Annotated in this window: 23 protein-coding genes; 13 read left to right on the top strand and 10 right to left on the bottom strand. The window is 29.0% G+C overall.

All coding sequences use genetic code 11. The annotated features are described in order from the left end of the window. Nucleotides 1-7: 7 nt before the first annotated feature. Both AC5SLO_RS05330 and AC5SLO_RS05335 read left to right on the top strand, forming a co-directional pair. Nucleotides 8-847, top strand: coding sequence for a pirin family protein (locus AC5SLO_RS05330; RefSeq protein ID WP_494572940.1), 840 nt, complete (start codon nucleotides 8-10; stop codon nucleotides 845-847). Further along, on the top strand, nucleotides 847-1,821 hold the full coding sequence (locus AC5SLO_RS05335; RefSeq protein WP_494572941.1) for a quinone oxidoreductase family protein: 975 nt from the start codon (nucleotides 847-849) through the stop codon (nucleotides 1,819-1,821). The genes AC5SLO_RS05330 and AC5SLO_RS05335 overlap by 1 nt, the downstream gene beginning before the upstream one ends. Here AC5SLO_RS05335 and AC5SLO_RS05340 read toward each other — a convergent pair. Then, nucleotides 1,818-2,222 carry a DUF2721 domain-containing protein gene (locus AC5SLO_RS05340; protein ID WP_271516301.1) on the bottom strand — a complete coding sequence of 135 codons (405 nt, stop codon included), beginning with the start codon at nucleotides 2,220-2,222 and terminating at the stop codon, nucleotides 1,818-1,820. The genes AC5SLO_RS05335 and AC5SLO_RS05340 overlap by 4 nt on opposite strands. Nucleotides 2,223-2,274: 52 nt before the next feature. On the opposite strand from AC5SLO_RS05340, the gene ubiA reads away from it, so the two are divergent. The 5 genes from ubiA to AC5SLO_RS05365 all read left to right on the top strand — a co-directional run bounded on the left by ubiA (nucleotide 2,275) and on the right by AC5SLO_RS05365 (nucleotide 7,924). Then, nucleotides 2,275-3,138 (top strand): 4-hydroxybenzoate octaprenyltransferase, encoded by an 864-nt coding sequence (gene ubiA, locus AC5SLO_RS05345; RefSeq protein WP_494572942.1) that lies wholly within the window; start codon nucleotides 2,275-2,277, stop codon nucleotides 3,136-3,138. After that, nucleotides 3,139-4,881, top strand: coding sequence for an ABC transporter ATP-binding protein (locus tag AC5SLO_RS05350; protein WP_494572943.1), 1,743 nt, complete (start codon nucleotides 3,139-3,141; stop codon nucleotides 4,879-4,881). It begins immediately after the preceding gene. Next, nucleotides 4,881-6,131, top strand: coding sequence for a 3-deoxy-D-manno-octulosonic acid transferase (locus AC5SLO_RS05355; RefSeq protein WP_494572944.1), 1,251 nt, complete (start codon nucleotides 4,881-4,883; stop codon nucleotides 6,129-6,131). The genes AC5SLO_RS05350 and AC5SLO_RS05355 overlap by 1 nt, the downstream gene beginning before the upstream one ends. A gap of 186 nt (nucleotides 6,132-6,317) precedes the next feature. Further along, nucleotides 6,318-7,067 carry a tetraacyldisaccharide 4'-kinase gene (gene lpxK, locus AC5SLO_RS05360; RefSeq protein ID WP_494572945.1) on the top strand — a complete coding sequence of 250 codons (750 nt, stop codon included), beginning with the start codon at nucleotides 6,318-6,320 and terminating at the stop codon, nucleotides 7,065-7,067. Continuing rightward, nucleotides 7,064-7,924 (top strand): lysophospholipid acyltransferase family protein, encoded by an 861-nt coding sequence (locus AC5SLO_RS05365; protein ID WP_494572946.1) that lies wholly within the window; start codon nucleotides 7,064-7,066, stop codon nucleotides 7,922-7,924. The genes lpxK and AC5SLO_RS05365 overlap by 4 nt, the downstream gene beginning before the upstream one ends. Before the next feature lie 13 nt (nucleotides 7,925-7,937). Here AC5SLO_RS05365 and AC5SLO_RS05370 read toward each other — a convergent pair whose 3' ends face one another. Continuing rightward, a complete protein-coding gene (locus AC5SLO_RS05370; protein WP_271486152.1) occupies nucleotides 7,938-8,126 on the bottom strand; it encodes a DUF2093 domain-containing protein in 189 nt (62 codons plus the stop codon). A gap of 21 nt (nucleotides 8,127-8,147) precedes the next feature. On the opposite strand from AC5SLO_RS05370, the gene purD reads away from it, so the two are divergent. Together purD and rsmD are read left to right on the top strand one after the other, a co-directional pair. Then, a complete protein-coding gene (purD, locus tag AC5SLO_RS05375) occupies nucleotides 8,148-9,413 on the top strand; it encodes a phosphoribosylamine--glycine ligase (protein ID WP_494572947.1) in 1,266 nt (421 codons plus the stop codon). Further along, complete coding sequence (gene rsmD, locus AC5SLO_RS05380; RefSeq protein WP_494572948.1) at nucleotides 9,410-9,976, top strand: 16S rRNA (guanine(966)-N(2))-methyltransferase RsmD; 567 nt, start codon at nucleotides 9,410-9,412, stop codon at nucleotides 9,974-9,976. Before purD ends, rsmD begins: the two co-directional genes overlap by 4 nt. Here the strand turns inward: rsmD and AC5SLO_RS05385 are convergent. From AC5SLO_RS05385 to AC5SLO_RS05410, 6 genes are read right to left on the bottom strand one after another with little or no spacing between them, the layout of a single operon-like run. Next, on the bottom strand, nucleotides 9,973-11,130 hold the full coding sequence (locus AC5SLO_RS05385) for a phosphoglucose isomerase-related protein (protein ID WP_494572949.1): 1,158 nt from the start codon (nucleotides 11,128-11,130) through the stop codon (nucleotides 9,973-9,975). The genes rsmD and AC5SLO_RS05385 overlap by 4 nt on opposite strands. Next, complete coding sequence (locus AC5SLO_RS05390) at nucleotides 11,130-11,462, bottom strand: DUF3035 domain-containing protein (RefSeq protein ID WP_494572950.1); 333 nt, start codon at nucleotides 11,460-11,462, stop codon at nucleotides 11,130-11,132. The genes AC5SLO_RS05385 and AC5SLO_RS05390 overlap by 1 nt, the downstream gene beginning before the upstream one ends. Beyond that, a complete protein-coding gene (lspA, locus tag AC5SLO_RS05395) occupies nucleotides 11,446-11,937 on the bottom strand; it encodes a signal peptidase II (RefSeq protein WP_494572951.1) in 492 nt (163 codons plus the stop codon). The genes AC5SLO_RS05390 and lspA overlap by 17 nt, the downstream gene beginning before the upstream one ends. 18 nt (nucleotides 11,938-11,955) lie before the next feature. Next, on the bottom strand, nucleotides 11,956-14,673 hold the full coding sequence (gene ileS / locus AC5SLO_RS05400) for an isoleucine--tRNA ligase (RefSeq protein WP_494572952.1): 2,718 nt from the start codon (nucleotides 14,671-14,673) through the stop codon (nucleotides 11,956-11,958). Between the two features lies 1 nt (nucleotide 14,674). Next, on the bottom strand, nucleotides 14,675-15,589 hold the full coding sequence (locus tag AC5SLO_RS05405) for a bifunctional riboflavin kinase/FAD synthetase (protein WP_494572953.1): 915 nt from the start codon (nucleotides 15,587-15,589) through the stop codon (nucleotides 14,675-14,677). 3 nt (nucleotides 15,590-15,592) lie between these two features. Next, the gene (locus tag AC5SLO_RS05410; protein ID WP_494572954.1) at nucleotides 15,593-16,411 is read right to left on the bottom strand and encodes a TIGR01459 family HAD-type hydrolase; all 819 of its coding nucleotides are present in this window, start codon (nucleotides 16,409-16,411) and stop codon (nucleotides 15,593-15,595) included. 123 nt (nucleotides 16,412-16,534) lie between these two features. On the opposite strand from AC5SLO_RS05410, the gene groES reads away from it, so the two are divergent. From groES to AC5SLO_RS05425, 3 genes are all read left to right on the top strand, one after another. Further along, on the top strand, nucleotides 16,535-16,825 hold the full coding sequence (gene groES, locus AC5SLO_RS05415) for a co-chaperone GroES (RefSeq protein WP_006997749.1): 291 nt from the start codon (nucleotides 16,535-16,537) through the stop codon (nucleotides 16,823-16,825). A 24-nt stretch (nucleotides 16,826-16,849) separates the two neighbouring features. Further along, entirely contained in the window at nucleotides 16,850-18,514 is a 1,665-nt protein-coding gene (groL, locus tag AC5SLO_RS05420) for a chaperonin GroEL (protein ID WP_494572955.1), read from the top strand. Nucleotides 18,515-18,633: 119 nt separating this feature from the next. Then, a complete protein-coding gene (locus AC5SLO_RS05425; RefSeq protein ID WP_494572956.1) occupies nucleotides 18,634-19,020 on the top strand; it encodes a tautomerase family protein in 387 nt (128 codons plus the stop codon). 336 nt (nucleotides 19,021-19,356) lie between these two features. Here AC5SLO_RS05425 and AC5SLO_RS05430 read toward each other — a convergent pair whose 3' ends face one another. Further along, nucleotides 19,357-21,093, bottom strand: coding sequence for a DEAD/DEAH box helicase (locus AC5SLO_RS05430; protein ID WP_494572957.1), 1,737 nt, complete (start codon nucleotides 21,091-21,093; stop codon nucleotides 19,357-19,359). A 195-nt stretch (nucleotides 21,094-21,288) separates the two neighbouring features. On the opposite strand from AC5SLO_RS05430, the gene typA reads away from it, so the two are divergent. Then, nucleotides 21,289-23,115, top strand: coding sequence for a translational GTPase TypA (gene typA, locus AC5SLO_RS05435; protein WP_494572958.1), 1,827 nt, complete (start codon nucleotides 21,289-21,291; stop codon nucleotides 23,113-23,115). Here typA and yczE read toward each other — a convergent pair. After that, nucleotides 23,112-23,762 carry a membrane protein YczE gene (yczE, locus tag AC5SLO_RS05440; RefSeq protein ID WP_494572959.1) on the bottom strand — a complete coding sequence of 217 codons (651 nt, stop codon included), beginning with the start codon at nucleotides 23,760-23,762 and terminating at the stop codon, nucleotides 23,112-23,114. The two genes, typA and yczE, sit on opposite strands and share 4 nt — an antisense overlap. Nucleotides 23,763-23,849 lie beyond the last annotated feature (87 nt).

The raw sequence follows: 23,849 nt of genomic DNA on the forward strand, positions 1-23,849 counted from the left end.
TTAGAAAATGGCAAATATTGAAGTTGAAAAGATAATAGAACCAGTTTCAGCATCAGATGGTGCTGGTGTTAAATTAAAAAGAAGTATTGGTACTCACCTTATTGATTACCACGATCCTTTTTTAATGTTGGATGAGTTTGGTTCTGAAAATAAAGATGATTACATTGGAGGTTTCCCTCCCCACCCTCACAGAGGAATTGAAACAGTAACGTATATGCTGGCTGGTGACTTTGAACATAAAGATAGCACAGGTGGCGAAGGAATAATGACTGCTGGAGATGTCCAATGGATGAAAACAGGAAGTGGCATCATTCATTCAGAAATGCCTGCAATGAAAGAAGGTAAGCTTCATGGGTTTCAATTATGGGTAAACATGCCTGCTAAATTAAAAATGACAAAGCCTGAATATATTTACATTGATGCAGATAAAATGAGCACTCATAAAGATGATGATAAGACTGTCAAAGTGATTGCTGGAAAATTTCAAGATGCAGAAGGACCTGTTAAGGGCCATAACGTTGAACCTGTTTATTTTGATGTAGAACTTGAAAAAGGAAAAGAATTTAATTTTGATCTTCCCTCAACTCACAATTCATTAATATATTTAGTTGAAGGTGAAATTAAAGTTGGCAATCAAGATCATGATGCCGTTAAAGATTCTACTTTAATTATCCTAACTAGAGGTAAAAAATTAAAAGTCTCTAGCTTAACTAAAGCTAAGTTTTTATTGATATCTGGAAAGCCTATTGGTGAACCAATTGCTAGGGGAGGTCCATTTGTAATGAACACTAAAGCAGAAATCTTGCAAGCAGTTCAAGATTATCATAATGATACATTTGTAAAATAATGAAAACTATTAAAATAGAAAAATTTGGTGGCCCTGAAGTCTTAGAAGTTAAAGATATTGAGATTGGTAAACCAGGTCCAAAAGAAGTTTTGATAAAAAATTTATCAATTGGTCTTAACTATATTGATGTTTATCACCGAACAGGCTTGTATCCTATTCCTCTTCCAAGTGGAATTGGTCTAGAGGCATGTGGAATAATAGAAGAAGTTGGTTCTGATGTTGATCTATTTAAAGTTGGCGATAGAGTGGCTCACTCGTCAATGCCAATTGGAAGTTATTCAGAAAAACAATTATTTCCTCAAGAAAAATTAGTTTTAGTTCCAGAGGGTATCTCAGATGAAATTGCGTCTTGTATTATGCTTAAAGGAATAACTGCTGAATACTTATTACACAGAGCTTATCCAATTAAAAAAGGTGATAAAGTTTTATACCATGCAGCAGCTGGTGGTGTTGGCCAAATATTATGTCAGTGGGCTAATGCATTAGGAGCTGAAGTTATTGGAACTGTTGGCTCTAAAGAAAAAGAGGCTATTGCTAAAAAAAATGGATGTCATCATGTAATCAATTATACAGATACAAATTTTGTTGAAGAGGTAGAAAAAATTGCAGGTAAAAATGGAGTTGATGTTGTCTATGACGGTGTTGGTATTAAAACATTTGATGGATCAATTGAAACCTTGAAAGTTAGAGGTATGATGGTCGCATTCGGTAATGCATCAGGATACGTTGATACTATAGATGTTAAAAAACATATTAATGCAAAAGGATTATTTTTTACTCGTCCCTCAATTGCTCATTACACAATGACGAGAGAAGAATTAGTTGAGTCTGCTAAAAAAGTTTTTGATGCAATCTTGTCTGGAAAATTTAAAGTTGAAATTTCAAAAAAATATGCTCTTGATGATGCAAAAAAGGCTCATGAAGAATTAGAAGCAAGACTATTAACTGGCCCTGCAGTTATTATTCCTAATTAATCTAAATCAACATCCATATCAGACATATGCAATTTTAATGCATTTGTTGATACTTGAATTTCTCTCATAAAAACAATAATTGAAATCATCATCGATAAACAGCATGACCCAAAAATTATTCTTGCAGCAAAAATCTCATTTAGGTAAAGAGCAAAAACAGTCAGCATATTAAATAAGAAACCAAATGCAGCAAACATAATAGTCCACTTTAAAAGAACAATTCTTCCATTTAAATTTATAAACTGTTTTTTCCACTCAGGAGGAATATGATTTTCATACACATGTTCATCATGAAGCTGTCTAATAAGCTTACTCAAAGAGTGAAATCTGTTACTATATACACTCATCAATAGAGGAATGGCTGGAAACATCAATGCTGTAACTGTGTAATCTATATTCATACGAATCAATTTGATTATGAAACTAGCCTTTGCTATTTACAAGTAAAATATTATGAAGCAATTAAATCTCTTTATTGAATTAACTAGATTAAAAAAGCCTATTGGCTTTATGCTATTATTTTGGCCTTGTGCATGGGGTTTAACACTTGCCTATGATTTTTCAAATTCACTCAATAATTATTTTTTTTATTTATTTTTATTTTTTATGGGATCAGTTCTAATGCGTTCTGCAGGCTGCATTGTAAATGATATTTCTGATAAAGAATTTGATAAAAAGGTAGAGAGAACTAAAAATAGACCGATCGCTTCAGGTAATGTCTCTGTTAAATTGGGATTACTCTATACTATTATTTTATGTTCGATTGCTTTTTTAGTTTTAATTAATTTTAATAATTTAACAATTATTCTGGCCCTTGGTTCTATGCCTTTAGCATTTACCTATCCATTAATGAAAAGGTTTACTTATTGGCCTCAACTATTTTTAGGAATAACATTCAATTATGGTTTGGTTCTTGGATGGACAGCAATACAAGGGGAAATAAACGCTGTAGCTATTATCTTTTATTTTGGAGCCATATTTTGGACACTGGGATATGACACGATTTATGGGTTTCAAGATATTAAAGATGATGAAATTATAGGTGTAAAATCAACTTCAATAAAATTTAAAAAAAAACCAAAATTATTTTTAACAACATGTTATTTGCTCTTTTTAATTTCTTTAATTTTAGTAAGTTTTATTATGAAGCTTAATTCAATGTCTTATTTTTTTATTCTTATCTCAGCTGTACATTTATTTTTTTTTCAAATCTATAATTTTAATTATCAAGATCCAAAAACTTGTTTAAAAATTTTTAAAAGTAATAATTTTTTTGGTGCTATAGTTTTGTGTAATATTTTAATTGGAAAACTTTAAGTGAATAGAATTGATATTATAAAAAGACTTTTTTTTGATTATACAAAAAAACATATTAATAAAATAATATTGTCTGTATTTTTTGCCTTACTTGTGGCTGGTAGTACATCAGCCATTGCCTATCTTTTAGATCCAGCAATAAAAAAAATATTTATTGAAAAAGATCAAGCTTTAATAATTATCATTCCAATTTTCATTATTGCTGCTTTTGCAATAAAAGGCTTTTCATTATATGCAGCAAAAGTTCTTATGATAGGTGTTTCAGAAGAGGTAAGAAAAGACCTTCAATGTGATATGTTAAATAACTTGGTTGAGGCTGACACAAAATTAATTGATGGAAAACATACTGGAAAATTTATATCCAATGTGACTAATGATGTGGGTCATATTACCAACTTAATCAGCACAGCAGTTTTAAATATTTTCAAAGATAGTTTAACTTTAATTGGATTATTGATTGTAATGTTTTTTCAAAATTGGAAGCTTTCTTTAGTGGCAATTATAATGATACCTCTAGCAACTTTTGCGGCAAGAAGCTTGGGTAAAAGAATAGGTAAGGTTGCAACAGAACAAATGTTAAGAGCTGGAATTCTTAATACATATTTAATTGAACTTTTTAAAAATCATAAACTTATTAAAATTTTTCAACAGGAAAAATATGAAAAAATAAGAGCAGAAAAGTTCATAAATGATGTTAAAGAAAAAAGTATAAAAATTGCAACCGTCTACGTTAGAGCATCACCAATAATGGAAACCTTAACAGGTATTATGATAGCAGTTTTAATTTTTTACTCTGGAAAGTTAGTTTTAAAGAATGAGATTGATATAAATAATTTTTTCTCTTTTCTTGCAGCTATGATGCTAGCATATCAACCGGTTAGATCACTTGCTACATTGAATATAACAATTAGCCAAGGGCTTTCAGCTGCAAAAAGAATTTTGCCTGTTATTGACGAAAAATCTGAACTTGTTCAAAACAAAGATGGCTCTGAAATAAAAGTTGATACAGGCAATATTGAATTTAAAAATGTATCTTTCAAGTATGAAAAAGAAAAAGAAATCAGAACCTTAAATTCAGTAAGTATAAAAATGTTAGGTGGAAAAATGACTTCAATTGTTGGTCATAGTGGTGCTGGTAAATCAACAATATTAAATTTAATTCCAAGGTTTTATGATGCAATTTCAGGAGATATACAGATAGATAATCAATCTATCTATAAATGTACCATACAATCTTTAAGAAAAAATATTTCGCTAGTTAGTCAAGATACTACTTTATTTGATGATACAATTAGAAATAATATTGCTTATGCAAACCTACATGCAAGTCAAAAAGAAATTGAGGAAGCAGCAAAATATTCTTTTGCAAGTGAATTTATAGAAAAACTTCCAAATAAGTATGAAACTATTATTGGTGAAAATGGCACTAGATTATCTGGTGGCGAAAAACAAAGACTTTCAATAGCAAGAGCAATGCTGAAAAAAAGTCAAATTATTTTATTGGACGAAGCAACATCATCGCTAGATGCGGAAACGGAAAATAAAATTCAAGATGCTATAAATTTTTTAACTAAAGATAGAACAACAATAGTGATAGCCCATAGATTATCGACAATTTTAAATTCAGATAAAATTTATGTAATCGACTCAGGTAGAGTTGTTGGTGAAGGAAATCATGAACAACTACTAGCAAATTCAAAGGTTTATAAAAACTTCTACGAAAAACAAATTAAGAAAGTTTAATGTTTTTTTTTTACAGGCTTCTAATAAATTTAATTTTTATTTTATCACCTATAATTGTAATAATAAGATTATTACAAAAAAAAGAAGATCTATCAAGATTCAGGGAAAAGCTAGGTTTTTTTTCAAAAAAAAAGACTAAAGGAAATTTGATATGGTTTCATGGTGCGAGTGTTGGAGAAATCTTAAGTGTGGTTCCTCTAATAGAAAAACTAGAAAAAAATAATAAAATAAAACAAATTTTAGTAACTTCAAATACTCTAAGTTCCTCTAAGATTTTATCAAAATTAAAATTAAAAAAAACTATCCATCAATTTTTTCCAATAGATACAAACTATAATGCTAACAAATTTTTAGAATATTGGGATCCGTCTATTGCAATATTTATAGACTCTGAAATATGGCCAAATATGCTTACAAATATTAAAAAAAAATCAATATCATTAATGTTAATTAATGCAAGAATAACTGAGAAATCTTTTAAGAAATGGAAGTTTTTTTCTTCCTCTGCTAAAACGATATTTCAAAATTTTGACATATGCATTTCATCAAGCTTGGCATCAAAGAATTATTTAAGATTACTTGGGGCAAAAAAAATTTCATATTTTGGTAATTTAAAATTTACTCAAAGCAAACAAACTACAAATGAATTAAGTAAAAATTTAAATAAATTCTTTTTAACAAAAAGAATATGGTGTGCATCCAGCACACATGGAAATGAAGAAAAGATATGTGCAAATACACATAAAAAACTTAAAGTTAAATATAAAAACTTATTAACAATTATAATACCAAGACATATTCATAGAGTTAAAAAAATTCTCCAAGATATAAAGGAAATGAATTTAAAAATTCACTTGCATGACTCAAAAAAAAAGATTGATAAAAAAACAGATATATACCTAGTAAATACTTTTGGACAAACCCAATCCTTTTTTAAGATTAGTAAAACTGTTTTTTTAGGAGGCTCAATTATTAAACATGGAGGGCAAAATCCTTTGGAGGCAGCAAAGTATGGGTGTCAAATATTACATGGCCCAAATATATGGAATTTTAAAGAAATTTATAACCTTTTAAAAGCTAATGGAGCGTCACATAAAGTTGCCACACCCAATCAATTAACTCTTAAAGTTAGCAAGATACTGAACAATAAAAGCAACTCTAAAAAACTTCAATTAAAAATAAAAAATCTTAGTTCTAAAATTTTAAACTCAACCTTAAATGAGATAAACTTTCATATAAAGATAAAATGAAATTTAAAAAACCAAAATTTTGGGACTATCAACGTCCAAACTTATTATCATATATTTTGTTGCCACTAACTTTTCCACTAATTTTAAATAATTTTTTCTTAAATAAAAAAAAAATAAAAAAAAAATCATAAGCCTAAAAAAATTTGTGTAGGAAATATATATGTAGGTGGCACAGCAAAAACTCCATTGACAATAAAAATTTATCAAATTTTAAATAAACTTGATATCAATGCTTGCACTATTAAAAAGTTTTACAAAAGCCATTATGATGAGCAAAAAATGCTATCTGAAAAAACTAAACTTTACTGTGAAAAAAATAGAATTGATGGACTTAATAAGGCAATTCTAGATAATAAAGATGTAGCAATTTTTGACGATGGTCTTCAAGATAGATCAATAAATTATGATCTAAAAATTGTTTGTTTCAATGATTTAAAATTAATTGGAAATGGTTTTTTAATTCCTGCGGGACCTCTAAGAGAAAAAATAAATAGTATTTCAAAGTACGACATGGCTTTTATTAATGGAAATGAGGTAGATAACTCTAAACTAAAGTTACTATTAAAAAGTTATAATGCTAATATTGAAATATTTGAGACTAACTATAAAGCTATAAATATCAAAGAACTTAATATTAACGATGAATATATGGTTTTTTCAGGCATAGGTAATCCTGAAAGTTTTAGACAAACATTGATCAATAATAATATTAAGATAACTAAAGAAATAATTTTTCCTGATCATTACAGCTATACTCATAAGGATATTGACCAAATAAAATATCAGGCAAAAAAACTTAACTTAAAGGTATTAACTACTGAAAAAGATTATATTAAGATTAAATCAATCGATAACAATGATATTAGATATTTAAAAGTAGAGCTGGATATCAAGAATGAAGATAGGCTAATAAATCATTTAAAAAAATATATATGAAATTAATAAAATATTTTTTTCAATTTGTAATTATAATAACACTTCTTCTTTTATTTAGAATTTTAGGGCTTAAAATTGCTTCATTTATTTCTAATAAAATTGCATCTAGTTTTGGGCCCTTTTTTAGATCTAAAAATTTAATTAAATCAAATATTCTTAAAGCACTTCCACATTTAAGTCCTGAGGAATTAGATAAAATTTCAAAAAAGATGTGGGGAAATTATGGAAGAATACTTGCTGAATACGTTTTTATAAAAAATTTTAGAGGGCCCAAATTTAATAATAATATAAAAGTTAAAGGTCAAGATGTGCTTGAAAAAATTAAAAAAGATAATGAGCCTGTTATATTTGTTTCAGGACATTTCAATAACTTTGAATTAATGGCTCTTCATATTGAAAAATCAGGGATTAACCTGGCAGCAATTTATAGACCGCTTAATAATAAATTTCTTAACTATATAATGGAGAGGGTTAGAAAAAAATATATTTGTAAAAATCAAATCAAAAAAGGAATTTCAGGTACTAAAAAATTACTTGAATTTTTCAAACAGAAAACTTCTATAGCACTCATGATTGATCAAAGAGTTTCTCAGGGTATTAAGGCTAAATTTTTTAATGATGAATGTTTTACAACTACTATTCCTGCACAATTTGTTAAAAAATTTAAATGCAAAATAATCCCTGTTTATATTGAAAGAATACAGAGTACAAATTTCCAAATTACTATACATGAACCAATAAATTTTTCAGGTGACGAAACAATTGAGTCGATAACTTTAAACTTAAACAGTTTGTTAGAAAAAATGATTTTAAAAAATCCTGAACAATGGATTTGGTCTCATAATCGTTGGAAATAAGAATTCTTTAAAGTTATTCACTTTCTCTTTTTTTTGCTGCCTCGACGTACGAATAATATGGTTCTTGCAAATCTACATTCCAATAATTCAAAGTATTTAGATCAATCTTCTTACCGGATACTGCGCAAATTACATGATCGCCCTCTTCAATAACTTCAAAATTATTTGGTAAATATTTTATTTTTGCTAATTTTTTATTCATTTTTAGTTTATACATTATTACATGAAAGTTGGGATAATAGGAAGTGGTGGTCGTGAACATGCTATTTGTCACAAACTCAGCACTACTAAAAAAATAGAGCAGTTATATTGTTTTCCAGGAAATGCTGGAACAGCAAAAATTGCCAAAAATATTTCAATAAACTTAGAAAATTTCAATGAATTAAAAGATTTTATAAAATTAAATAAGATTGATTTAATTATTGTTGGTCCTGAAAAGCCACTCGTAGAGGGAATTGTAGATTTTTTAGAAGCAAACAATATTCAAGTTTTTGGTCCCAACAAAATTGCATCTCAATTAGAAGGTTCGAAAATTTTTACAAAAAACTTATGTAAAAAATATAATATTCCGACTGCTAACTTTGGAATTTTTCAAAATATTGATGAAGCTAAGCAATTTGTAAATAAAACTAAATATCCTATTGTTATAAAGGCTGATGGATTGGCTTCTGGAAAAGGCGTTTATATTTGTAATAAGCTAGATGAAGCTAAAATTGCAATAGATGAAATTTTTAATGGTAAATTTGGTATTGCTCATAACTTGCTAGTTGAAGAATTTTTAAGTGGTGAAGAAATGAGTTATTTCATAATTAGTGATGGTAAAACAATAAAAAAGTTTGACACTGCTCAAGATCATAAAAGAGTTTCAGAAGGAGATGTGGGTAAAAATACTGGAGGTATGGGTGCCTACTCTCCCTCAAGATTAATCAACAATGAATTAGATAAAAAAATTTTATCAAAAATTATTGAACCGACAATTTTAGGTTTAAAAGAAATGGGCACAGCCTATAAAGGTTTTTTATATGCAGGCCTCATGATTGTAGAAGGTGAGCCCTATTTAATAGAATATAACGTACGCATGGGAGATCCTGAGTGTCAAACTATTCTACCAAAACTAAAATCTAATTTATTAGAAATTTTTTTATCTTGTTGTAATGAAAAACTAAATAACACTCAGATAGAATGGCATAATAAAAAAAGTTTATGTATTGTAATGTGCTCAAATGGATATCCAGATCAATTTGAAAAAAATATTTTGATTGAACATTTAGATGAAATAAAATTAGGCACAAATGAATATTGCTTCCATGCTGGAACGAAACTTATTAATGATAAATTCTATGCAATTGGTGGGAGAGTTTTAAATTTTGTCTCTTTATCAGAAAATTTTTCTACATCTAGAATAAAGATAATAGATATAATCAAATCACTTAATTGGAATGGTGGCTTTTATCGAAAAGATATCGGTTACAAGGTTATTAATGAATGAGAATAATATCTGGAAAATCTAAAGGTAAAAAAATATTTGATCCTATAGATATTAATACGAGACCACTTAAAGATTTAACAAAAGAATCTTTATTCAATATAATTACTCATTCAAATAAATTTAATACTGCACTAGAAAAATCAAATATTTTAGATTTATTTTCTGGAGTAGGGTCTTTTGGGCTTGAGTGCCTTTCTAGAGGTTCTAAAAGTGTAACTTTTGTAGAAAACTACAGTATTGTTTTGCCAATCTTAAAAAAGAATATTTTTAATCTTGGTTACCAAGATAATTCATCGGTGATCAATAAAAACATCTTAAACCAATTAAATTTTAAAAACTTTGATACCAAGTTTGATATTATTTTCATGGATCCTCCTTATAAAGAAAAAAACCTGAGCAAAATAATAAAAGATATATTTGAGGCAAAGATAATAAAAGATAACGGAATAATAATTATTCATCGACACAAAAAAGATAAAGATGAATTTCCAAAAGTATTCAGGATTATTGAAGAAAAAACTTACGGAATATCAAGGGTATTTTTTGGTTCGTATACTTATTAAAATAATATTTTTTTTGTCTCTTTTTTGATGAGCTCTACAGCTGGTTGATCATATGGGTTAATTTTTAGCGCTCTTCCAATTAAAATAGTTTCTAAAATAAAAAAACAAAATAACTCTCCTAAAGCATTTTCATTCCGATTGATTATTTCGAAACTTCTAAATGGAATCTTTTTATTTAAAAAAACTTTTTCCGTTGCTAATTTTTGAGAAATAATTATTTCGCTGAGACTTTTATTTTTTAAATAACTGTGTGAAGCAAGAATCTTGTTATTAATAATTTTATCTGAGTTTTTATTGCTTACATGAAAAAAAGTAAAAAAATTATTTTTTGGACCATCCAAGTAAAGCTGCATCACACTATGGTTATCTTTCGGCATTAAAGATATTGTTGGCAAAATTCCATTGCCCTTTTTTCCTAAACTTTCAGCCATTAATTGCTGATACCATCTGAATAAACTTTCTGAACTTTCGTCATAATTAAGAATAATTGAGTTAAATTTTTTTTTCTTTAAAAAATATAAAGAATTATTTACATTTATAACTAAAGCATCAATAAATTTTTTGTTTTTAATCAGGTTATTTAATTGTTTAAATTTAGTACTATTTAAGCCCATAAGTTCAGCAGGTAACATTCCCACTTCAGAGAGAACAGAATATCTGCCTCCAATAAAATTATTATGATGTACTATTTCAGTTTTTAATTTTTGAGCCAATAAGTGTAAATAATTATTTTTATTTTCTGTAATAAAAATATTTTTATCTTGATTTTTAATAATAATATTTGAATTTGATATTGTCTCAAGAGTGTTTCCTGATTTTGAAACAATAATATTTAGATACTTTTTTTTACGAGAACCTGTATCCATCTTTGACTGAAGATTATTAAAAAAAAATAAATTTTTTTTTATTCTATTCTTTAAGAAATAAAAAATAGATTCTGTTCCAAGAATCGAGCCACCCATACCAATTATTCTTATATTGCTAAATTTTTTAAATTTAAGAATAGTTTTTTTATTATAGCTACTCTTATAATTTGTACTTAGAGAATCTAATACTGCATTTCTATTAAGTAAAATATTTTTTAGGTCTTTTTTAATTTGCTTACTATTTTTTTTTATCTTAAAATTTTTAAATTTAATATTTTTTGTAAGCATTAATTGCTTTTAATTTTTTCTAATATGCTTTTTTCTAATGAGCTATCTGGTGACTCGGATAAAGTAACTGTGCTCTCAGTATTAGAACCTTTAGCTAAAATTTCTTTTAAACTAATCTCACTTTCTTCCTGATTGTCATCTTTATTTAAAGTTGTTGGTTCTGGTAAATTTTCAAAATCTGGTGGAAGTGATAATGGATTTTTTTTCTTAACTAAAAATTCGTCTGAATTTGATTGTTTTTTTCCAGTCAAACCATCTTTGACACTTTGACAGGCGCTGACTGTAAACAAAATTATTAATGTAAGAAATATTTTTTTAAATAGATTTTTCATTTTTTTTATTATTAGCAAATATTTCATCAAAAATAAGGCATATAACACCTAATGTTATAAATATATCAGCGATATTAAAGACAAACCAATGAAAATCCTTAAAGTGAAAATCAATAAAGTCTGGTACAGCAGAATAATATATTCGATCAAAAAGATTTCCTAAAGCTCCACCAAGTACAAATATTAAGGAAATTTTTTTAAAGCCATTATTATTATAGATCATTATCGCTAATATAATACTTATCAGTGCTATTATTAAAGTGATCGAGTTATAAATAAAACTTTCATTAAAAGAAAATAATCCAAAGGCGACCCCCTTATTCCAAATAAGGTAAAAATTCAGATACTCGGTTAAATATATATCAACCTTACTTTCTATTTCACTAATTTTAATAATGTAAATTTTAGAAACCCTATCGACTAAAAAAATAAAAAAGATAAGTAAAATGTTGATTGATATTTTTTTTAAATTCACTTTAGGTATTTAATTTTTTTAGTTTGGATGTCTTTCACAGCCATTTTTATTTATTTTCCAGCATACAGTACATTTTTCACCTTCAGCTTTATTAGTAATTACTGTTATTTCACTTGATGAACTTTTTTCAACTATAGCACTTGAAGTGATACATAACTCTGAAAAATCTATATCTTTAAAACTATTAATCATTTTATCATTTAAATTAATTAATATATTTGCCTCTAAGCTTGAGCCTATCTCTTTAGTTGCTCGTTTTGCTTCTATACTAATATTACAAATATCTCTTATTTTTTTTAATTCAATCCATTTGTTATTTAATTGATTGTTTTCAAAAGATTTTGGAAACTCCATAAATTTTTCAAGATGAATGCTTTTTTCATCTTTATTAATTAATTTGAAAATTTCTTCAGTTGTAAATGATAAAATTGGTGCAAACCATTTGCTTAAAGACTCAAGCAATATATTTAAAACTATAATACAACTTTTTCTTCTTTCCGAGTCTTTGCTATCACAATATAAAGCATCTTTTCTGATATCAAAATAAAATGCAGATAAATCTACAGTACAAAAATTTAATAGTTCTTTGTAAAGATTATGAAAATCATATGATTTAAAATAATTATTAAAGTTTTTATTTAATTCAAAAACTCTATGAAGCATATATTGCTCTAATTCGGGTAATTGATTTAAATCTAATTTTTCTAAATCTATCTTTTTAAATTCATCATTTAAATTTCCTAATAAATATCTAAAGGTATTTCTAATTTTTCTATAAGAATCTGCATGTTGTTCTAAAATCGAATAATCTATTCTTAAATCTTCTGCATAATTTGATGATGCAACCCAAATTCTTAAAATATCTGCACCATATTTTTTCAATATATCCTCGGGTGCAATTACATTTCCTAGAGATTTAGACATTTTAAGTCCCTTACCGTCGACTACAAATCCATGTGATAAAATAGCTTCATAAGGAGCTCTACCTCTAGTTCCACAAGACTCTAATAATGACGAATGAAACCAACCCCTATGTTGATCAGAACCTTCAAGATACATTGAAGCGGGCCATTGCAAATCTTCTCTTTTTTCTAAAACAAATGAGTGGGTGCAGCCACTATCAAACCAAACCTCAACAATATCACTCATCTTATCATAATCTTCTGCCTTATACTTGCTACCCAAAAATCGTTGTGGGTTGTCTGAAAACCAACAGTCAGAGCCTTCTTTTTCATAGATACTTGCAATATTTTCATTTACCTCATCATCAACCAAAACTTCTTTGGTGTTTTTATTAATAAATATTGGTAGAGGAACTCCCCATACTCTTTGTCTTGATACACACCAATCTGGTCTTGTCTCAATCATTGCTTTTATTCGTTCTCTTCCTTTATCTGGATAGAAAGTAGTGTCATCTAAAGCTTTTAATGCTTTCTTTCTAAGTCCATGGCTTTCCATTGAGATAAACCATTGAGGAGTTGCTCTATGAACAAGAGGCGCTTTAGATCTCCATGAGTGTGGATATGAATGAATTAATTCTCCACTAGATAATAATTTTTTTTCTGCTTTTAATTTTTCAATTACAATTGGGTTAGCTTTAAAAATGTGAATACCATCAAATAAAGGTAGATTCTTAGTATATTTTCCATCGCCATCGACAGTCTCTATTGCTTTAATTCCATGATTTAAACAAAGATTAAAATCGTCTGGTCCATGGCTTGGTGCACAATGTACAATTCCTGTTCCTTGTTCTGTTGTAACAAATCTAGCCTCAAGCATTGGAACATCATAGTTATAGCCAAGTGCTAAAAAAGGATGACTACAAATTGTGTCTTTAAAATCACTTCCCTTAATTTTTTTAATTTTTTTATAATCGTTAATATTACAGTCTTTAATAACAAACTCTAATAGTGCTTCTGCTACTACTATTTTTTTTCCTTTAAAGTCACCCTCTTCATTTAATTGAATGATTTGATAATCAAGGGCCTCATTGTAAGCTAAAGCTTTATTTGCAGGAATTGTCCAAGGTGTTGTGGTCCAAATTATAATTTCTGTTCCTTCTAGTTCTTTCAAATTTGTTTTTACAACTGGAAAGGCTGTGTAAATTGTATCAGACTTATGATCTTGATACTCTACTTCAGCATCAGCCAATGCAGTTTTTTCAACGGTTGACCAAAGAACAGGCTTAAAGCCTTTATATAAACTTCCTTCTTTTAAAAATTTTCCTAATTCTCTTACAATTTGAGCTTCAGCTTCAAAACTCATTGTTGCATAATGGTTGTCCCAATCTCCAACAACGCCTAATCTTTTAAATTGTGTTTTGTGAACTTCAATCCATTTTTCAGCAAACTCTCTACATTCTTTTCTAAATTCAGTAATTGGAACTTCATTTTTGTTTTTTTTATTTTTTTTGTATTGTTCTTCAATTTTCCATTCAATGGGTAATCCATGACAATCCCAGCCTGGAACATATACTGAGTCTTTTCCATCCATTTGATGAAATTTAACAATAATATCTTTTAATATTTTATTTAAAGCAGTACCCATATGAATATTGCCATTTGCATATGGTGGTCCATCATGAAGAATAAATTTTTCTTTTCCTTTGTTGGATTTTCTTAACTCTTTATAGAGATCAATTTTTTTCCAATATTCTAAAATTTCAGGCTCTTTATTTTGTAAATTAGCTTTCATTGAGAAAGCTGTTTTTGGTAAATTGATATGTTCTTTACTCATTTTAACTTTTAGCAACTTTTAAGTCACTTTGAATTTGTTTTTTTAATTGATCAACTTTTTTGAACTTTTTTTCTTTTCTTATAAATTTTGTGAACTCCACTGATAAGTGCTTATTATAAAGATTTCCAGAAAAATTAAAAATATGAACTTCTAATAATATTTTTTTTTGGTTAAAAGTTGGCCTATATCCAAGATTAGCTATAGCTTTAAGAGATTTATTTGAATTTTTTTGCTTCACATTAGCTGCATAAACCCCCGGCATTGAAATGACATAATCTTTTATATCTATGTTGCATGTTGGAAATCCAATTTTTTTTCCTTGTTGTCTTCCTTTTTGAACTATTCCTTCAATTGACCAATTTCTACTTAAAAACTTATTAGCTTTTTTTAAATCTCCTTTTTCTAAAAGAGATCGAATATAGGTTGATGAGATAACTTTTTTATTTAAAATTAATGGTTTAGGTTTGACTATTTTATAGTGATATTTTTTTTCATTTTTTATTAGTTGCTTTACGTTGCCCTCTCTTTTATTGCCAAACCTAAAGTTATCACTTACGAATATATATTTTGCTTTCAATTTTTTTGACAAAATTTCTTTTATAAAAAAATCAGATTTTATTAATGAAAATTTTTTATCAAATTTTTTAGTTATAATAAAATCTACCCCTAGATTTTCTAAAATTATATTTTTTTGATTTATGTTTGAAATTCTAAAATTTTTAAAAACTTTATTAAAAAACATTTTGGGCATTGGCTCAAAAGTTAAAACCCCAATTTTTAAATTAAATTTTTTTTTATAATTATTAGCTTGTTTAAATAATTTTTGATGTCCCATATGAACTCCATCAAAATTTCCAATCAAAATGATTGAATTTTTATGATTATTAGAAACATTAAAATTTTTATATAGCTTCATATTTTACCATTTTAATTCTGTTTGGATGAAGTTTACAATAACCTCATATTTCTTTGAAACTAAATCTATACCTTCTTTTTTAATTTCATCTTTATGAATACCATTTGCTATAATTAAAGAATCATAATTTAAAAGATTTGCACCTTTAATATCAGTATTTAAATTATCACCGATTGATAATATTTTTTTTCCCTGATTGTTAATTGCTTGATTATATACCTCTGGAAATGGTTTTCCAAAATATATAACCTCACCACCTAATTTTTCAAAAACTAATGCTACTGATCCTGCACACAATTCTCTTTTGTGACCTCTATCTACAATCAAGTCAGGATTTGTGCATATCATTTTTTTATTAATCTGATCTTTAAATAGTTCTTTATAAAAATTTAAATTATCACCCTGATCTTCAAACAAACCTGTGCAAAGCAAATATTTGCTTTCTTCAATTTCTAATGTCTTATTTTTTTTAAAGTCTAAAAATAAATCAAAATCTCTTGGCGGACCAACATGATAAAACTTATCTTCTAATAAATTTTTTTTTAAATAATTTAACGATGCTTCTCCAGATGAATAAACTTTTTTTCTTATTTCTTTATTCATACCCATCTTTTCTAAAAATGCATTTACCGTCTTATTGGGTCTTGGTGCATTAGTCAAAAGCACGTAATCTTTTTTTGATTTAGTAATTTGCTCTAACGTTTTAACTGCTTCCTTATGAAGGGTGATGCCATTATGTACTACGCCCCATAAATCAATATAAAAAATATCATAATTCTCAACAATTGACCTCAATCCCTCTTTATCTAAATTCTTAGCCATAATGGGAGGTATAGCTTATTAAAATCACAATTTCTCTCGTTTTTTGACCCACATATTTTTTTAACCAAACCTTGAAATAGTTAGCCTAATAGCTATATGAGTCGCACAATAAAAGGAGAATTTATGAAATTTAAACCGTTACACGATAGAGTTCTAATAGAAGTTTTAGACAGCAGTGAAAAAACTGCTGGAGGAATAATTATCCCTGATACAGCTCAAGAAAAGCCTCAAGAGGGTAAAGTGATTGCTGTTGGTGGTGGTGCAAAAACTGAAGATGGAAAATTAATTCCAATGGATGTTAAAGTTGGTGACAAAGTTCTTTTTGGCAAATGGTCAGGAACTGAAATCAAAATAGATGGCAAAGAATACAGCATAATGAAAGAATCTGACATTATGGGTATTTCGGGAAAATAATTAAATTAAAGGAGAAAAATAAAAATGGCTAAAATTATAAAATTCGACTCTGAAGCAAGAGCGGCAATGATAAGAGGTGTTGATATCCTTGCAAATACTGTGAAAGTTACTCTTGGACCAAAAGGTAGAAATGTCGTTATCGACAAATCTTATGGTGCTCCAAGAATTACTAAAGATGGTGTCTCTGTTGCTAAAGAAATCGATCTAGAGGATAAATTTGAAAACATGGGTGCTCAAATGGTTAAAGAAGTTGCCAGCAAAACAAATGAAGAAGCTGGTGATGGAACAACTACAGCAACTATTTTAGCTCAAGCGATTATTAAAGAGGGTGTAAAATATGTTACTGCTGGTATGAACCCGATGGATGTTAAAAGAGGAATAGATGCGGCCGTAGATCATGTTAAAGCAAGTTTAATTTCTTCAGCAAAAAAAGTTAAAGACACTGATGAAATTGCTCAAGTTGGAACTATTTCAGCTAATGGTGATAAAGAAATTGGTAACATGATTGCAAAAGCAATGCAAAAAGTTGGCAATGAAGGTGTAATCACTGTTGAAGAAGCTAAAGGAGTTGAAACTGAGTTAGATGTTGTTGAAGGTATGCAGTTTGATAGAGGTTATCTTTCGCCATACTTTATTACAAATGCAGATAAAATGACTACAGAGTTAGAAAACCCTTTCATTCTTTTGCATGAAAAGAAATTAACTAACTTACAACCAATGGTTCCACTTTTAGAAGCCGTTGTGCAAGCTGGTAGACCACTAATGATTATTTCAGAAGATGTTGAGGGCGAAGCTCTTGCTACTCTTGTTGTAAATAAACTTAGAGGTGGTTTAAAAGTTGTTGCTGTTAAAGCTCCAGGTTTTGGTGATAGAAGAAAATCAATGCTTGATGATATTGCAATTTTAACTGGCGGTCAGGTTATCTCTGAAGATATTGGTGTTAAACTTGAAAACGTTAAACTTACAGATCTTGGATCTTGTAAGAGAGTTAAAGTTGATAAAGATAACAGTACAATTATTAGCGGCAATGGTAAGAAATCTGAAATTGAAGCTAGATGTGCTCAAATCAAACAACAAGTAGGTGAAACAACTTCTGATTACGACAGAGAAAAACTTCAAGAAAGACTAGCTAAACTTGCTGGTGGAGTTGCTGTAATCAAAGTTGGTGGTGCGACTGAAGTAGAAGTTAAAGAAAGAAAAGATAGAGTTGAAGATGCTCTTAACGCAACTAGAGCTGCTGCTGAAGAAGGTATAGTAGTTGGTGGTGGATGTGCCCTTTTATACGCTTCACAAAGTCTAGAGTCACTTAAAGTTAAGGGTGATGACCAAAAGGCTGGTGTTGCATTAGTAGCTAAAGCTTTACAGGCTCCAATTAGACAAATAACTTTAAATGCTGGAGTAGATGGTTCAGTTGTAGTTGGAAAATTACTTGAACAAAATAAAAAGAATATGGGTTACGATGCTCAGAACGAAGAATACGTTGATATGTTTACTAAAGGTATCATCGATCCTGTTAAAGTTGTAAGAACAGCTTTACAAGATGCAGCTTCGATTGCTGGATTACTTGTAACTACTGAAGCCATGATTGCTGACAAACCAGACGACAAAGACTCTGGTGCTGGTGGAATGCCTGGTGGAATGCCAGGTGGAATGGGCGGCATGGGTGGTATGGGTGGAATGGGCATGTAATACGTTTCCATTTAGAGAACACTCTAAATACATACACTAAACAAAATTAGAACCCCTGAAATGAAAGTTTTAGGGGTTTTTTTATTGCTGTATAATTTGAAATTATATAAGAAGTAATTATGCCTTTAGTAAGAATAGACCTAAACAAATCATATAACGCTGAAAACTCAAAAAAAATTGGTGAAATTATATATCGTGCTATGGAACAAGAGATAAGTGTTCCAAAAGATGATAAGTTTCAAATTATAACAAAGCATGACGATACAGAGTTAAATATTCCTGAAAGTTATCTTGGAATTAAATACACAAATAAAATTGTTATAATTCAAATAACTCTAAATAGTGGTAGATCGACAGAATTAAAACAAAAATTATATAAAAGAATTGCTGAAGATCTAAACAAAGAACTAGATATTAGAAAAGAGGATGTTTTTATAAGTTTGGTTGAGGTTGCAAAAGAAAACTGGTCATTTGGAAACGGGGAAGCGCAATACGCTCCTAAATAATATATTTAAAAATAAAAAATTTCTTCAATTTGCTAATTTACCTTTTAACTAGCTTTTAAATTATTGAGTTTTCTCAATGAAGTTTTCAATGAAGTTCTTAAATAAGTAAGTATTGACGTACTATGTAGGAATATGTAATCCCACTCTTTCTAAATAAATTTATAAAAGGCCATCTTTTTAGGTGGCCTTTTTTTTTATTAAGCTGTTATAAGATTAAGATATGTCAAAAAGATACAGCGGAAAATCATTTAAAGATTCAAGTACTGCGAAAAAGCCAAAATTAAGCTTGAAAGAGAAAAGAAAACAAAAAAAAGAAAAGGCTAAAAAATCTTAAAATTAGGTTCTTTTTTGACTATGTTTTTTAAAAGTAAAACTTTTAGGTCTATCACTTCTACTTTTAAATTTTTTTTTACCTTTAAAAGTAAAGTCTTTCTTTTTTGTGCTTGATCCTAAACTTTCAGATGGTTTTTTTCCAAAATATTTTGGGTTATTTGTAAAACCAGATGGTTTTGACTTGTCACCAAAACTAGATTTTCCTTTGTAACCGAAACTTTTTTTCTCTCCATCTCTTGATGATCTATCAGGTCTTCCGTAACCAGATGGTTTTGACTTGTCACCAAAACTAGATTTTCCTTTGTAACCGAAACTTTTTTTCTCTCCATCTCTTGATGATCTATCAGGTCTTCCGTAACCAGATGGTTTTGACTTGTCACCAAAACTAGATTTTCCTTTGTAACCGAAACTTTTTTTCTCTCCATCTCTTGATGATCTATCAGGTCTTCCGTAACCAGATGGTTTTGACTTGTCACCAAAACTAGATTTTCCTTTGTAACCGAAACTTTTTTTCTCTCCATCTCTTGATGATCTATCAGGTCTTCCTTTGCTAAAAGATTTTTTTTCATCTCTAAATTTTCTTTTTTTATTGTAAGGAGCTTTTCCTCTTTTTTTTCCTCTTGAGTCTCCTCTTGCACCACGTGGTGCAGGTTTAAAATTTGGATCAATTAATTTACTAATTTCATTCCACATCGATCTATCATCAGGTGTTAAAAAAGTTAAAGCAGAACCTTCTGTTCCAGCTCTAGCAGTTCTTCCAATTCTGTGAACGTAATCTTCTGGAACTTGTGGAAGATCAAAATTAATAACATGCTGGATTAAAGGAATATCCAGTCCTCTTGCAGCAACATCAGTTGCTATTAATATTCTTTTAAGACCTTTTCTAAATGAATTAATTACACGGTCTCTTTTACTTTGACGAAGATCTCCATGAATAGCATCGGCTGAATGGCCCTCTTCTTTAAGACGCTTAACCATTTTATCAGCACCTCTTTTAGTTTTAACAAAAACTAAAATTGATCCTTTTCTTGCTATAAATTGGTCTACTAGTTGATCGTATTTATTTTCTTTAAAAACCTGAAGAGTTTCTTGCTTAATTTTTGCGATTGGTACTGATGTTGACCCTGTTGAAATTCTTTCAGGCTTATTTAGATATCTTTCAGAAATTCTAACAATATTCTGAGGTAGTGTTGCAGAAAATAATAAAGTTTGATGATCTTTTGGAACAAATTTTAAAATTAATTCTATTTGAGGGGTAAAACCCATATCTAACATTCTATCAGTTTCATCTAATACTAGATATTTGGTAGCTGATAAATTTAAGCTTTTCCTTTTTAAGTGGTCATTAATTCTTCCAGGAGTTCCAACTATTATTCTTGATCTATTACCTAGTTGTCTAAGTTGTTTTTGCATTGCCTCTCCACCAATAAGTAAAGCAGTTTTAATATTAATTTTATCACTAATAATACTTTTTATTGCAGCCATTACTTGAGTTGCAAGCTCTCTAGTTGGACACATGACTAATGCAAATGCATTTTTATCTAATATTAATTTATTTATTAGAGGAATACTGAATGCCAATGTTTTTCCAGTTCCTGTTTGAGCTGTTCCTAAAATATCTTTTCCCTCTAAAGCAACAGGAATTGCCATTGCCTGAATTGGAGTTGGTTTCGTAAATTTCATTTTTTCCAATGAATTCTTTAACGAATCTTCTATTTTTAATAATTTAAAATTTTCCATTTAGGTATTTAGATTTTTTAAAATTTAAGGAGATGTGCTCTTAATCCTTTAATACGTCTAATTTATATAGGGATATCTATACGTTTTTATAACAATCACAAGAAGTCAATTTTTAGAATAATTAATTTAAGTGAGTAAATATTGATTTTTTTTAAGTTTTCAAATGACTCAATTAATGTATAAGAGCGTCAAATTATGAGTAACAATATTCGAAACATCACAATTATCGCTCACGTTGACCATGGCAAGACAACTATGATCGACAACTTAATGAAGCAAAGTGGTTCATTTAGAGAAAATGAAGTTGTAGATGAAAGGCTGATGGATTCTGGAGAATTAGAAAAAGAAAGAGGAATTACTATTTTAGCTAAACCTGCTTCTATAGATTGGCAAAACACTAGAATTAATATTATTGATACTCCGGGTCACAGAGATTTCGCTGCTGAAGTTGAACGTGTTTTAAGTATGGCTGATGGCGCGTTATTATTAATAGACTCAGCTGAGGGTGTTATGCCTCAAACAAAATTTGTATTAGCTAAAGCTCTTAAACAAGGTTTAAAGCCAATAGTTGTAATAAATAAGTTAGATAAAACAGATCAAAGAGCTGATGAAGTTTTAGATGAAACATTCGATTTATTTGTAAGTTTAGATGCAAACGAAGAGCAGTTAGATTTTCCAGTTATGTATGCAAGTGGTAGATCTGGGTGGGCAGATAAAGAAGTAGATGGTCCAAGAGAAAATTTACACCCATTATTAGATCTAATCATAGAACATGTTAAGCCAGCAGACCTTGATAAAACTAAACCTTTTGCAATGCTATCTACTTTATTATACGCAGATAGTTTTTTAGGTAGAAGTTTGGTTGGTAAAATATCTCAAGGAACAGCAAAAGCTAACCAACCTATTAAGGCAATAAATCTTAAAGGTGAGAAAGTTGATGAAGGCAGATTAACTAAAATTTTTAGATATGAAGGAACAAAAAAAGTACCCATCGAAGTTGGTGAAGCAGGAGATATTGTTGTAATTGCAGGTTTAGAAAAAGCTAACGTAGCGGATACAATTTGTGATCTTGAAGTAAACGATCCAATTCCAGCAACTCCAATAGATCCTCCAACAATGTCTATTACTATAAGTGTAAATAGTTCACCTTTAGCTGGAACAGAAGGTAAAAAATTAACAAGTACTCAAATCAGAGATAGACTGGTTACTGAAGCACAAAATAATGTTGGAATTTCTTTTTCCCAGAATAAAAATGTTGATGCCTTTGTAATTAGTGGTCGTGGCGAGTTAATGCTTGAAATTCTACTGACACAAATGAGACGTGAGGGTTTTGAAATGACTGTGAGTCCTCCAAAAGTTTTATACCAAAAAGATGATAATGGTAACAGACTAGAACCAATTGAAGAGATTACTGTTGATGTAGATGAAGAGTTTTCATCAAAGATTATTGACTCCATGAATAGAAGAAAAGGTAAATTACTTGATCTTAAAGATACAGGAAAAGATAAAAAAAGATTAATCTTTCATGCACCAACAAGAGGCTTGATGGGTTACACAAGTAGATTTTTAACTTTAACAAAAGGAACTGGTGTAATTAACAGAATTTTTCATGGTTATGGAAAATTTGAAGGTGAAATGGATGGCAGAAAAAATGGTGCTTTAATTTCAATGGCAAACGGAAAAGCTGTTGCATTTGCAATATTTAACCTTCAGGCAAGAGGTGAAATGTTTGTTACACATAATGATCCTGTTTATGAAGGAATGATTGTTGGCTTAGCACCAAAACCTGGAGATATGATTATAAATGTCATGAAAGGTAAACAATTAACTAATATGAGAACTCAAGGAACTGACGAAAATGTTGTGCTTACTCCAGTAAGACAAATGTCAATTGCAGAACAATTAAGTATGTTGAATACCGATGAAGCTTTAGAGATTACCCCAAAATCTCTTAGACTGAGAAAAGCTATTCTTAATCCTACAGAGAGAAAAAAGAACGAAAAATCTGGGACACCTCTTTAATTACTAAAAATTTTTCCAACAAGATATAATCCTAAAGCAACCGCAGGTCCTATTCCAAAAGCAAACAATAAAGTTCCAAGTCCCACTATCCCTCCAAGATACCAACCTACAGACATTACGGTAATTTCAATAGCACCTCTTACTAATGCAATTGGTAAATTAGTTTTTTTTTGTAAACCCACCATTAGCCCATCTCTTGGCCCTGCTCCTAAATTTGCAACAAGGTAGATACCACCACCCAACCCAACGGTAAGCACAGCAGCAATAGCTAAAAGAACTTGGTTAATATAATTTTCTGGAGTTGATACAAAATTAATACAAACATCAATCATTAATCCAATAATAATCGCATTCAAAATTGTTCCAATTCCAGGTTTCTGTTTTAAAGGTAACCAAAGAAGTAAAACTCCTATACTTACAAAAATAGTTATTATTCCTGTTGAAAAATTAACATTTAATGAAATACCTTGAGCAAGAACACTCCAAGGTGAAGCTCCTGCAAATGATACAATTAATAACCCCTCACCTAAACCGAACAAAATAAGACCAAACACTAAAAAAAAAAGTGAGGAAAATTTTGGTTTGAGATTTAAAGGTTTTTCAGAACTCCATGATACTTTAGGAATATTTTTAATATATAAAAACATACAATAATATTTTATGTATTTTATACTTATCTAATTTACAAGATTATTGTTATCAAAAATTTATTTAGGAGTGTAAGCAACATTATA

The sequence above is a fragment of the Candidatus Pelagibacter sp. PS_44 genome (assembly GCF_059417735.1).